Origin of the sequence: Janthinobacterium sp. OK676 (assembly GCF_900103595.1) — a bacterium.
Taxonomy (GTDB): Bacteria; Pseudomonadota; Gammaproteobacteria; order Burkholderiales; family Burkholderiaceae_D; genus Janthinobacterium.
Genome location: NZ_FNHA01000022.1, coordinates 17838 through 29726, shown reverse-complemented (window position 1 = coordinate 29726; position 11889 = coordinate 17838). Strand labels below are relative to the sequence as shown.

Below are 11889 nucleotides of genomic sequence, written 5' to 3'. Positions count from 1 at the left end.
GTCGCCCTGTGGCAAAAAGACGAGTCGAACGCCACCGGTTCCTCGACCTGGACCTCGGTCGGCGTGCGTCCCGTGTACGCGTTCACCAACAACTTCAAGCTGGTGGGCGAACTGGGCACGGACCGCGTGACGCAAGCGGGCGGCCTGCCGGCCAAGCGCCTGACCAAGCTGACGATCGCCCCGACGATCTCGGCCGGTCCTGGCCTGTGGTCGCGTCCTGAACTGCGCGCTTTCGTGACGTACGGCAAGTGGAACGATGCGGCGACCGCCTCGGTCAATGCGTCGAACAACGGCGGCCCGATCTACAACAACAATACCAGCGGCACCTCCTACGGTTTCCAAGTGGAAACCTGGTTCTAAGTTTGCAGGCGTCGTAAGTCTAGATCAACCTGGCGCATCCTTCGCGGATGCGTTTTTGGCGCCGTCCCGTGATATAAATGTAATGTAGTCATGTTACGGATCACGGCGCCGTCTTTACACCAAGATGATGCCCGTTTGCAATCGGGTCTGAGCACAAGAGCGCCGGTACAGGCGCAGATTTCACCTTTTTCGGCCCCCGTATGCCGAAGCCCCCTAAAAGCTTGATCAAAAAAGGAATGTGGAGATGAAACTGAAATTCAAGATTACCCAACTGGCCGCATTGACCACCCTGGCATTCGCCGGCAGCGCTTTTGCAACCGACGTGGAAGTGTTGCACTACTGGACCTCTGGCGGCGAAGCGAAGTCCGTGGGCCAGTTGCAGCAAATCGTGAAGGAAAGCGGCTTCGGCTGGAAAGATTTCGCCGTGGCTGGCGGCGCTGGCGAAAACGCCGCGACCGCGCTGAAAACCCGCGTCATTTCCGGCAACCCGCCGACGGCCGCCCAGATCAAGGGCCCATCGATCCAGGAGTGGGGCGCTGAAGGCGTGCTGGCCAATATCGATGATGCCGCCATTCCTGGCAAATGGGATGCCGTGCTGCCGAAAGTCGTCGCCGACATCATGAAATACAAGGGCCATTACGTTGCCGCTCCCGTCAACGTCCACCGCGTCAACTGGATGTGGGTCAATCCGGAAGTGCTGAAAAAAGCCGGCGTGGCCACCACCCCGACCACCTGGGATGCGTTCTTCGACGCGGCCGAGAAAATCAAGAAATCGGGCGGCATCGCCATCGCCCACGGCGGCCAGCCTTGGCAGGACGCCACCGTGTTTGAGTCCGTCGCGCTGGGCGTGGGCGGCACCGAGTTCTACAAGAAAGCCATCCTCAAGCTGGACCAGAAGGAATTGACCGGCCCGACCATGCTCAAGGTGTTCGACACCCTGGGTAAGGTGAAGACCTACATCGACAAGGATGCGGCAGGCCGCGACTGGAACCTGGCCACCGCCATGGTCATCAACAACAAGGCCGGCTTCCAGTTCATGGGCGACTGGGCCAAGGGCGAGTTCACGGCCGCTGGCAAGGTGCCGGGCAAGGACTACCTGTGCGTGGCCGCTCCTGGCACGGACAAGGCCTACACCTTCAACATCGATTCGTTTGCCATGTTCACGCAAAAGGATGCGAATGCGAAGAAAGGGCAGATCGCCCTGGCCAACGCCATCATGAATCCGAAGTTCCAGTCGATCTTCAACCTGAACAAGGGTTCGATTCCTGTGCGTTCCGGCGTATCGAAGGACAAGTTTGACGCTTGCGCCCTGAAATCGATGGAAGACATGGACGCCACCAACAAGTCCGGCGGCCTGGTGCCATCGTTCGCCCACGGCATGGCGCTGCCATCGGCCACGCAAGGCGCCGTGACCGACGTCATCGCCAAGTTCATGAACACCAACATGAGCTCGAAAGACGCGGTTGCAGCCTTGGCCAAAGCGGCAAAAGTGAAGTAATCACGACGGCGCCGGCACGCTCGCCGGCGCCCGCTGCATTGCATGCATCGCAGGCGTCCGCCCTGGCTTCGACCAGGCCGGCGCCACACGCAGTTCTCTCTACGGCTCTCCTATGTCCATACGCAAGCAATTCGACCGATGGATACCGCAGATGGTGTTGGGCCCCACGCTCATCGCCAGTCTGGTATTCGTCTATGGTTTTATCTTTTTGACCGGTTGGCTGTCGCTGACCGAATCGCGGCTGATGCCGAACTACGAGTTCGCCGGCCTGGTGCAATACATCGAGCTGTTCGACAACGAGCGCTGGTGGACCTCGCTCAAGAACCTGGGCATCTTCGGTGTCCTGTTCATCGGTTGCAGCATCGCCATCGGCCTGTTCCTGGCCATCCTGCTGGACCAGAAAATCCGCGCCGAAGGCGCGCTGCGCGCCATCTACCTGTATCCGATGGCGCTGTCCTTCATCGTCACCGGCACGGCCTGGAAATGGATGCTCAATCCCAGCCTGGGCCTGGAAAAGGTCATGCACGACTGGGGCTGGACCTCGTTTACCTTCGACTGGCTGGTGAACTCCGACATGGCCATCTACACGGTGGTGATCGCCGGCGTGTGGCAGTCGTCGGGCTTTGTCATGGCCCTGTTCCTGGCCGGCCTGCGCGGCATCGATGACGAGATCATCAAGGCGGCGCAAGTCGATGGCGCATCCTTGCCGACGATCTACTGGCGCATCGTGATTCCCGCCATGCGTCCCGTGTTCTTCAGCGTGCTGCTGATCCTCGCGCACATCGCCATCAAGAGCTTCGACCTGGTCATCGCATTGACGGCTGGCGGACCTGGCAATTCGTCGTCCGTGCCGGCCATCTTCATGTACCAGTTTTCCTTCACCCGCGGCCAGCTGGGCCTGGGCTCGGCATCGGCAATGATGATGCTGGCCACCATCGTGGCCGTGCTCGTGCCGCTGATGTACCTGGAAACGCGCAGCGCAAAGGCGATGAGATGACACCTACACGAAATAATCGCCTCACCCTCGGACGGGTGGTGGTATACCTGCTGCTGATTCTGTTCGCGGTGTACTACATCGTGCCCCTGTACGTGACCCTGTCGACGTCGTTCAAGTCGCTCGACGAGATCCGCAGCGGCAACCTGCTGGCCTTGCCGCACGTGTGGCAGTTCGATTCCTGGGCCAAGGCCTGGTCTTCGGCCTGCACGGGCGTCACCTGCGACGGCATGCAGCCGTTCTTCTGGAACTCGATCAAGATGGTGATTCCCGCCGTGCTGATCTCGACCTTCCTGGGCGCCTTCAACGGCTATGTGTTCGCGCATTGGCGCTTCCGTGGTTCGGAAATCCTGTTTGCCGCCTTGCTGGTGGGCTGCTTCATTCCCTTCCAGGTGGTGATCCTGCCGATGGCGCGCCTGCTGGGCGAATTCGGCCTGGCCAATACCACCACGGGCCTCGTCTTCGTCCACGTGGTGTACGGCACGGCGTTCACGACCCTGTTCTTCCGTAACTACTACATCGGCGTGCCGGAAGAACTGATCAAGGCGGCCCGCATCGACGGCGCCGGCTTCTTCCTGATCTTCCGCAAGATCGTGCTGCCGATTTCGGGTCCGATTTTCGTCGTCTGCATCATCTGGCAATTCACGCAGATCTGGAACGACTTCCTGTTCGGTATCGTCTTCGCCAGCGGCGATTCGCAGCCGATCACGGTGGGCTTGAACAACCTGGTCAACACGTCCACGGGCGTGAAGGAATACAACGTCAACATGGCCGCCGCGGTGATTGCCGCGCTGCCGACCCTGCTGGTCTATCTGGTCGCAGGCCGTTATTTTGTGCGCGGTCTGACCGCAGGCGCAGTCAAAGGTTAAGGAAAGAATATGTCCAGTTTATCGATACGCAGCATCCGCAAGGTGTACACGAATGGCGTCGAAGTCCTCAAGGGCATCGACATCGAGATCAAGGATGGCCAGTTCCTGATCCTCGTCGGCGGCTCCGGCTCCGGCAAGTCGACCTTGCTCAACATGGTGGCCGGCCTGGAAAGCGTCACGTCCGGCGAAATCCTCATCGACGGCAAGGTCGTCAACGACCTGCCGCCGAAGGACCGCGACATCGCCATGGTGTTCCAGTCCTACGCGCTGTATCCGTCGATGACGGTGCGCGAAAACATCGCGTTCGGCCTGAACGTGAAAAAAGTGCCGAAGGCGGAGCAGGAAGAAATCGTCGCCCGCGTCGCCGAAACCCTGCAGATCACGCACTTGCTGGATCGCCGTCCGGCGCAGCTGTCGGGCGGCCAGCGCCAGAGGGTCGCCATGGGCCGCGCCATTTCGCGCAAGCCGTCGCTGTTCCTGTTCGACGAACCGCTGTCGAACCTGGACGCCAAGCTGCGCGTGGAAATGCGCGCCGAGATCAAGCTGCTGCACCAGCGCCTGAAAGCGACCATCGTCTACGTCACGCATGACCAGATCGAGGCGATGACGATGGGCGACCTGATCGCCGTCATGAAGGACGGGGTGGTGCAGCAACTGGGCACGCCGCAGGAAATCTACGACAATCCGGCCAACCTGTTCGTGGCCGGTTTCATCGGCTCGCCGTCGATGAACTTCATCACCGTCAAGCCTGTCATCGAAGGCAACGAGGTGTTTGTCGCCATCGAGAACGCGGGCAAGAGCCTGCGCCTGGCCTTGCCGTTCGCCGCAGACAAGCTGCGCAGCTATGCGGGCCGCGACGTGATCCTGGGCGTGCGTCCGGAACAGATCACGGACATGAGCAGCGCGCACGGCGACGTGGGCCAGGAACTGGGCTGCCTGATCGACCTGGTCGAGCCGACCGGTCCCGACACCTTGCTGACGACGCGCCTGAACGGCGCCGCCGTGACCTGCCGCACGCATCCGCGCGAAGCCGTGCTGCCGGGGCAGACCATGCAGCTGTCGTTCAACCTGTCGAAAGCGGCCCTGTTCGATCCGGCCAACGGCGAGCGCATCGCCTAAGCTGCACCAGCAATAGAAAACGGCCCGCCTGTCGCATGACAGGCGGGCCGTTGCCGTTTACGCAGCCGCTTATTGCGCCAGCGATTTTTTATAGGCGATGGCGTGGCGCAGCTTGCCCTTGTCGTCGATCAGCTCATCGAATGCTTCGCGGCTGACTTCCGGCAGGGCGCCCAGCTCGCGCGCGCTCTTGCCGCCGCTGACGATATCGCCGGGCCGCAGCGCCGTCATCGCCTGCGCGGCCAGCAGGATCGTATTCGCATACGCGACCGGATCGCGCAGGTCGACGCGCGCCAGGTCCATCGCCGGCATGCCGCGCAGCCAGTCGGCCCAGTAAAACTCGAGAAATTCCGTGGCCTTGCCAGGCGGCTCGTAGCCTACCCCGCGCGTAAAGTAGACGAGCGAGCGGTACGGGTCGTCGCCCAAGGAATCCAGGCCGATGGCGGACGGTAGCTGTTGTGGCGTGATGGCCTGGTTGCGGCCATTTTTCAGCCACACCTTGTTTTCCTCGCGCATGCGGGCCCAGAACGCCGCTTCGTCCAGCGCGCTGAAATTGTCGCTGACCTTGACCCAGACCTTCAATTGCTGATTGCGCCCGCCATCGGCATCGCGGAAGGTGGAAAACGTGTGGTGGCCATCGGTCAGGTACACGATGCCGCGCGGGCCGATGACGACGGTCTTCATGTCGTCCGGACGGCTGCCCACGGCCGCCTTGCAGCGGTAGCCGGCCGGCGGTGCGCTGAGCGTGGCGCCGGGCACATTGGCCGTATTGGGCAAGACATCGCCCTGGCCATTGGCTTCGCACAGGTCGGCGAATTTCTTCGGCTTGGCGATGTCGGCGATGTGCTTTTCTTCGGCCGCATAGCGTCCCAGCTTGTAATACACCTGGTCGTAGCCGATGGCCGGCTGGGTCGGATGCAGTTCAGCCAGGCTCACTTGCAGGATGCGCGGATGGGCGGCGCTGCCCACGACGGTGGCCGTCAGCGCCTGCTGGCGCGCGCTCAGGACCTGTGCCGGCGCGACGACGGCGTCGCGGGCCCAGGCCATGCTGGCGAAAGCGAGGGCCAGCGCGGCGGCGGCCCGGGGAAATGCGGCGTGCATGCGACCTCCGAAGTAAACGGTATGGCGTGCAGCATAGCGCGGCACGCGATTTCGCGCAGTTCGACAGGCGCATGCACTGCGCCATCTCAAGACTGCTTCTTAAAACCACGTCTCCACTTGCAGGCCGAACGAGGTGCCGCTGGTGGCGTTGCCGTACACGGGGCCTGATTCATTGGCCTTGTTGACGGCGGCCGTGGCGGCGTCGTTCCATTTGCCGTAGGTGACGAAGGCGCGCAGCTCGGGACGCGACCAGTAACCCTTGCCCGCCGTCAGGGTGGGCGCGAAGGTCAGCTTGGTCAGGCGCTGCGCGGCGCCGCCCGTGGGCGAGGTCACGCGGTCCGTGCCCAGTTCGAACTGCAGCTTGAAGTTGTCGTTGACGGCATACACGGGGCGCACGCCCAGGGAGGTCCAGGTCGAACTGCCGCCCGTGGCGTCGGACTTGTCGCGCTGCACGATGGCAATCATTTCCGCGCTCCATTCCGGCGTCGGCTGTATCCACAGCGAATTGAAGATGCGCAAGCGCGTGACGTCGCTGCCGTTGCGGATCGAACCCGTCGTGCCCATGCGGTCGCAGCACTGGCCGCCGGCGCCCGTGCCCGGCCCGACGCCGTACTGGATGCCGAAGGTGTTGGCGCCGCCCCATACCTTATCCTGCTTGTGCAGCACGGTGGCTTGCCAGCCGCTGTGCGAGGTGCTGTCCTTCTTGTCGGGCGTGATCAGGGTGGTCAGCACTTCCAGCGTGCCATCCTGGTTGATGGGGATGCCCTGGTAGACGAGGTTTTGCCGGATGGCCGAGTTGCCGGGCTTGTCGTTATCCTTGAAGAATCCATAACTGATGCGGCCCGGCCCCAGCTTGTACTGGTCGATGCCGCCGCCCGTGCCGTTCATATTGATGTATTGCAAGTCCAACATGTGGATGTCGGGACGCATGTAGTAGCGCTTGCCGATCCAGGCCGTGCCGCCGTTGAGGATTTCGATGTTTTTCGCTTCCACGTACATCTTCGACATGCTCAGTTCCGAATCGCTGACGGCGGAGCTGGGCGTGTAGGCGGCCACCATGATATGGCCGACGAAGCTGACGCCATTGGGCGACTTGGCCATTTCCTTCTGGTATTCGAACTCGCCATAGGTGTCGCATTCGTTGCCGAGCCGGTAGCGCATGGTGTTGCCGCCCAGGCCGTAGCAGCTTTGCGGGCCGCGGCTGTCCGTGCTCGAGCCGAGGCCGGCGCGGAAGTAGCCGTGGTATTCGCCTTCGGCATCGCTGGCGTGGGCGGCGCCGCAGGCCAGCAGCATGGCGCAGGCCAGGGCCAGCGAGGTCTTGATCGGGTGTTGCATGAAGTCTCCTTGTCGTTATCAAAATGCGTGCTTGGGCACGTCGTACCGGATCGCTGCCGATCCAATCGGGGAGCTGCCTGGGCGGAAAGCTCAGGCGGCCAATATCTGTTTCGATGAAATCAGGTTGCCGGGCTGGCGCCGCGTGCGCGCCACGCCTTGGGCGTCGAACAAATGAAAGGCGCTGCTGGCGGCCGAGACCGTGAACGGCTGGCCCAGCGGCACGCGGTTGTTGCCGTCGCCGCGTATCACCAGTTCCTGGCCGTTGTCCAGCGCCAGGTAAATGAAGTTGGCTTCGCCCAGGTGTTCCACCAGGCTGACGACGCCCTGGAAACGGGCGCTGCCGTCGCCGTTTTCCAGGATGTGTTCGGCCCGCAAGCCCACCGTGACGGCGTCGCCCGGCAGCAGGCCGGCCGGATCGACGAGGGCCGTGATTGCCTGGCCGCTGGACAGCGCCACGCGCACGCCATCGTCCTGCGCGGCGACGACCTTGCCTTCGAAGAAATTCATCATCGGCGCGCCGATGAAACCGGCCACGAAGCGGTTCGCCGGCTGCTGGTACAGCTCCAAAGGCGTACCCGCCTGCTGGATATGGCCGCCATGCATGACGACGATCTTGTCGCCGAGGGTCATCGCCTCGACCTGGTCGTGCGTCACATACACGATGGTGGCGTTCAACTGGCGGTGCAGCTTGGCAATTTCCAGGCGCGTCTGCACGCGCAGGGCCGCGTCGAGGTTAGACAGCGGCTCGTCGAACAGGAACAGCTGCGGTTCGCGCACGATGGCGCGGCCGATGGCCACCCTCTGGCGCTGGCCGCCCGACAGTTCGCGCGGCAGGCGTTCCAGCAGGTGGTCGATCTTCAGGATGGCGGCCGCGTGGCGCACGCGCCGGGCGATGGCGTCCTTGCTGGCGCCGGCGATCTTCAGGCCGAACGCCATGTTGCGGTACACGCTCATGTGCGGATACAGCGCATAGCTCTGGAAGACCATGGCGATGCCCCGTTCGGCCGGCGGCAAGTCGTTGACAACCTTGCCGCCGATGGACAGGGTGCCTTGCGAAATGCTTTCCAGGCCGCACAGCATGCGCAGCAAGGTCGATTTGCCGCAGCCGGAAGGACCCACCAGCACGACGAATTCACCGTCGCGGATGTCGAGGTCGATGCCGGCCAGCACATTGCTGTGGCCGTCGTAGGATTTGGTCAGTTGTTGCAGGCTTACATGGGCCATGGCGCACCTATTATTTGACCGCGCCGGACGTCAGGCCGCGGATCAGTTGACGAGAGAAAATGACGTACATGACGAGCACGGGAATGACGGCCAGCGACAGCGCGGCCAGCACGGAGTTCCAGTCCGTCACGTATTGCCCGATGAATTGCTGCACGCCCAGGGTGACCGTCTTGGTGCGGTCCGATGGCGCCAGGATCAGCGGGAACCACAGGTCGTTCCAGGCGGGAATCATGGTAAACACGGCCACCGTGGCGATGGCCGGGCGGATCAGGGGCAGGATTACCTGGAAGAAGATGGCGAACTCGCCCACGCCGTCGCAGCGCGCCGCATCCTTCAGTTCGCGCGGCACCTGGCGCACGAATTCGGACAAGATCATCACGGCCAGCGGCAGGCCCTGCGCCGTGTACACGAGCACCAGCGCGCTCAAGGTGTTGATCAGGTCGAGCCGCACCACCAGTTCCAGGATGGAGACCGTGCCCAGGCGGATGGGAATCATGATGCCCAGCGCCAGGTATAGGGTCAGCAGGCGGTTGCCCGTAAACGTGTATTCGGACAAGGCCCAGGCCGCCATGGCGCCGAACAGCACGATCAGCAGCAGCGACAGCAGGGTGACGAACAGGCTGTTGCCGAAGTACAGCAGGAAGTCGGAATTGGCCAGCACCTTGTGAAAGCCCACGAGCGAAAAGGTCGAGGGCGTGGGCAAGGCCAGCGGATTGTCGAAGATGGCGGCCCGCGTCTTGACTGAGTTGATCAGGATCAAGACGATGGGAAACAGGGCGATGATGGTGTAGCCGGCCAGGATCGCATGCACGGCGGCGCGGCCCAGGGGGCGGGTGGAAACGTTGCGCATGGCGGCCCTTACAGTTCGTAGCGTGTCAGCTTGCGCTGCACGAAAAAGAAATACACGCCCACGCCCACGAGGATCACGAGGAACATCATGGTGGCCACGGCGGCGCCCATGGTGGGGCTGCCCAGCTGGGCCTGGTAACCGAAGAAGGTGCGGTAAAAGAAGGTGCCGAGGATGTCGGTGGCGTAGTTCGGTCCCGCCAGCGCGCCTTTCACGGAATACACGAGGTCGAAGGCGTTGAAGTTGGCGACAAAGGTGAGGATGGTCACTAGCCCCAGGGTGGGCCAGATCAGCGGCAGCTTGATTTGCCAGAAGATGCGCATGGCGCTCGCCCCTTCCGCGTGGGCCGCCTCGATGATTTCCTCGGGCACGGCCAGCAGGGCCGCATAGATCAGCATCATGGGGATGCCGATGTATTGCCAAACGGAAATGAGAGCGATGGTCAGCAGGGCCGTCGATTCCTGGCCCAGCCATGGCGCGAAGTAGCTGCCGATGCCCACGCCATCCATCAGCGACTGGCCCACGCCCCACAGCGGCGACAGGATCAGCTGCCAGATGAAGCCGATGATGACGACGGACAGCAGGGTCGGCAGGAAGATCAGGGTACGGTAGCTGCGCTCGCCCTTCAAACCCTTGAGGCTGAAGAGGGTGGCCAGCAGCAGGCCGATGGGATTTTGCAGCAGCATGTGGATGAGGAAGAATTTGCAGTTGTTCCACATCGCATTCCAGAAACTTTGCGACCATTGCGGGTCGAACAGGATGGTGGCGTAGTTGGCCAGGCCGGCAAAATGGTGCTGGCCGCTCTCATCGGTCGTGTACAGGCCGAGGCGCAGGGTATCGGCCAGGGGCAGGGCGCTGAACAGCGAGTAAATGACCAGCGCCGGGGCCAGGAACACGAGGACGTGCCATGGGAAAGCTTTTTTCACGGCGAAACTCCAGACGAAGAAAAGCACCGGCGGCGGGGCCGCCGGCAAAACCGAGCCACCGGCCGCCGCATCGCACTGCTCAGGCCGGTTGCGCGGGGAGGGTAGAGGGATTTATTGCTGTTGTGGCTTGTACCACTTGGCAAAGCCGGACTGGATCTGGCGCGCCGCGTCTTTCGGTGCCAGTTTGCCGTTCAAGACTTGGGCGTTGACGTTCCACAGCTCGTTTTCCATGCTCGGCTCGCCACGGTTGAGGATTTGCGCATTCAGGCGGATGGTCGAGGCGCAACTGGCACGCCAGCTGTTCATTTGCTTGGCCAGCGGATCCTTGATGGAGATCAAGTGGTTCGACAGCGAGAAGAAGCCCGTCACCTTGTTGGTGTAGATGTCGGCGAATTCCTGCGAGCCGAGCCAGGCGATGAATTTGTAGGCGTCTTCCTTGTTCTTCGACTTCTTGTTGACGCTCATGCCGATGTCCGTGTGGTCCGAGATATAGCACTTGTCGCCGGCCTTGCGTACGGGCGGGTTGAAGGCGCCCAGTTCCAGTTCCGGGTCCTGCTTGAAGTAGGCGATGTCCCAGGAGCCGGACGGGTAGATGGCGGCCTTGCCCAGCGCGAACTGGTTCTGGCTGTCGCCATAGGTTTGCGCGCTGGCGCCCTTGGACAGGTAGCTGCCCAGCCGTGCCTCATATTCCCAGGCGGCGACGAATTGCGGGTCGGTAAATTTGGCCTTGCCGGCGATCAGCGCCTTGCGGCCCTCTTCACCCTTCCAGTAATTGGCGCCGATGCTGGTAAACACCACCTGGTTCGCTTCCCACTGGTCGGCCGTGCCCAGGGCCAAGGGCGCATATTTGCCGCTCTTCTTGACCGTTTCCAGCACCTTGAAGAATTCCTCTTCCGTGGCGGGCGGTTGCAGTTTCAGTTCGCGGAAGATTTTCTTGTTGTACAGGAAGCCATGCATGACGGACGCGATCGGCATGCAGAAGGTGTCCTTGCCATCGTCCGTCTGCCACGCCACTTTGGCCGAGGCAGGGAAGTTGTCCATGCCGGCCTTGCCGTCGAGCTTTTCCAGCTGGCCGCGCTTGTACAGGGCCAGCGAGACGTCGAACGGGCGGCAGGCCAGCAAGTCGCCGGCCGTGCCGCCGCTCAGGCGCGCGTTCAGGGTGGAATCGTATTCCGTGGGGGCGGTGGGCGAGAACTTGATCTCGATGCCAGGATGTTTTTTCTGGAAGGCGGGAATGACCACCGTTTCCCACAGGGTCTTGTCATCCACGCGCCAGCTTTCGATGGTGAGCGTGCCCGCCTGTGCCGTGCCGCTGGCCAGCAGCAGGGCCAGCAATGTGTTGCGCGCGGCCGCGCCGCCTTGTGCATGCAGTTGCATGTCGTCTCCTTGTTGGTGTTGGTCTTGTTTGGCTGCCTGTTACGCTGCAGTTGGCGGACAGTAGCATCGGGGGGAATGTGACGCCAGCACCCGGCATTGCACTGGCGGCTATCGCTTATCCTGTTGATTTGAAAGGATAAATTTATAATGCGCACGTCTGCCTGCTTACCTTTCCTTACCGTCGACTGCTGCCGTGGCGCGCCGCGCGGGGCGTCGGGCACGTGGTGCCCCTGGTGCGCTGC

11 protein-coding genes are annotated in these 11889 nt (G+C 62.4%); 5 read left to right on the top strand and 6 right to left on the bottom strand.

Annotated elements, in window-relative coordinates; translation table 11 throughout:
* From BLU39_RS27705 to BLU39_RS27685, 5 genes are all read left to right on the top strand, one after another.
* The coding region (locus BLU39_RS27705; RefSeq protein ID WP_139178508.1) for a carbohydrate porin at positions 1–360 on the top strand (360 nt) is incomplete at its 5' end.
* Positions 361–604: 244 nt separating this feature from the next.
* Positions 605–1858, top strand: coding sequence for an ABC transporter substrate-binding protein (locus BLU39_RS27700; protein WP_034757604.1), 1254 nt, complete (start codon positions 605–607; stop codon positions 1856–1858).
* A 112-nt stretch (positions 1859–1970) separates the two neighbouring features.
* On the top strand, positions 1971–2855 hold the full coding sequence (locus tag BLU39_RS27695) for a carbohydrate ABC transporter permease (RefSeq protein ID WP_086140640.1): 885 nt from the start codon (positions 1971–1973) through the stop codon (positions 2853–2855).
* Positions 2852–3721, top strand: coding sequence for a carbohydrate ABC transporter permease (locus BLU39_RS27690; RefSeq protein WP_070290751.1), 870 nt, complete (start codon positions 2852–2854; stop codon positions 3719–3721). Before BLU39_RS27695 ends, BLU39_RS27690 begins: the two co-directional genes overlap by 4 nt.
* 9 nt (positions 3722–3730) lie before the next feature.
* Entirely contained in the window at positions 3731–4840 is a 1110-nt protein-coding gene (locus BLU39_RS27685) for an ABC transporter ATP-binding protein (protein WP_070303050.1), read from the top strand.
* A gap of 69 nt (positions 4841–4909) precedes the next feature.
* Here BLU39_RS27685 and BLU39_RS27680 read toward each other — a convergent pair whose 3' ends face one another.
* From BLU39_RS27680 to BLU39_RS27655, 6 genes are all read right to left on the bottom strand, one after another.
* Positions 4910–5938, bottom strand: coding sequence for a ParB/Srx family N-terminal domain-containing protein (locus BLU39_RS27680; protein WP_217635121.1), 1029 nt, complete (start codon positions 5936–5938; stop codon positions 4910–4912).
* Positions 5939–6037: 99 nt separating this feature from the next.
* On the bottom strand, positions 6038–7273 hold the full coding sequence (locus tag BLU39_RS27675) for a maltoporin (protein WP_092719590.1): 1236 nt from the start codon (positions 7271–7273) through the stop codon (positions 6038–6040).
* Positions 7274–7363: 90 nt separating this feature from the next.
* Entirely contained in the window at positions 7364–8497 is a 1134-nt protein-coding gene (locus BLU39_RS27670) for an ABC transporter ATP-binding protein (RefSeq protein ID WP_092719586.1), read from the bottom strand.
* A 10-nt stretch (positions 8498–8507) separates the two neighbouring features.
* Positions 8508–9347, bottom strand: a complete 840-nt coding sequence (locus BLU39_RS27665) for a carbohydrate ABC transporter permease (RefSeq protein ID WP_034777925.1) — start codon at positions 9345–9347, stop codon at positions 8508–8510.
* A gap of 8 nt (positions 9348–9355) precedes the next feature.
* A complete protein-coding gene (locus tag BLU39_RS27660) occupies positions 9356–10270 on the bottom strand; it encodes a carbohydrate ABC transporter permease (RefSeq protein WP_034758088.1) in 915 nt (304 codons plus the stop codon).
* A 111-nt stretch (positions 10271–10381) separates the two neighbouring features.
* Entirely contained in the window at positions 10382–11647 is a 1266-nt protein-coding gene (locus BLU39_RS27655; RefSeq protein ID WP_092719583.1) for an ABC transporter substrate-binding protein, read from the bottom strand.
* Positions 11648–11889: the final 242 nt, after the last annotated feature.

What these genes read in the sequence shown, in the direction of transcription:
- BLU39_RS27700 (WP_034757604.1), top strand. Translation starts at nt 605, where the DNA reads ATGAAACTGAAATTCAAGATTACCCAACTGGCCGCATTGACCACCCTG.
- BLU39_RS27695 (WP_086140640.1), top strand. Translation starts at nt 1,971, where the DNA reads ATGTCCATACGCAAGCAATTCGACCGATGGATACCGCAGATGGTGTTG.
- BLU39_RS27690 (WP_070290751.1), top strand. Translation starts at nt 2,852, where the DNA reads ATGACACCTACACGAAATAATCGCCTCACCCTCGGACGGGTGGTGGTA.
- BLU39_RS27685 (WP_070303050.1), top strand. Translation starts at nt 3,731, where the DNA reads ATGTCCAGTTTATCGATACGCAGCATCCGCAAGGTGTACACGAATGGC.
- BLU39_RS27680 (WP_217635121.1), bottom strand. Translation starts at nt 5,938, where the DNA reads ATGCACGCCGCATTTCCCCGGGCCGCCGCCGCGCTGGCCCTCGCTTTC.
- BLU39_RS27675 (WP_092719590.1), bottom strand. Translation starts at nt 7,273, where the DNA reads ATGCAACACCCGATCAAGACCTCGCTGGCCCTGGCCTGCGCCATGCTG.
- BLU39_RS27670 (WP_092719586.1), bottom strand. Translation starts at nt 8,497, where the DNA reads ATGGCCCATGTAAGCCTGCAACAACTGACCAAATCCTACGACGGCCAC.
- BLU39_RS27665 (WP_034777925.1), bottom strand. Translation starts at nt 9,347, where the DNA reads ATGCGCAACGTTTCCACCCGCCCCCTGGGCCGCGCCGCCGTGCATGCG.
- BLU39_RS27655 (WP_092719583.1), bottom strand. Translation starts at nt 11,647, where the DNA reads ATGCAACTGCATGCACAAGGCGGCGCGGCCGCGCGCAACACATTGCTG.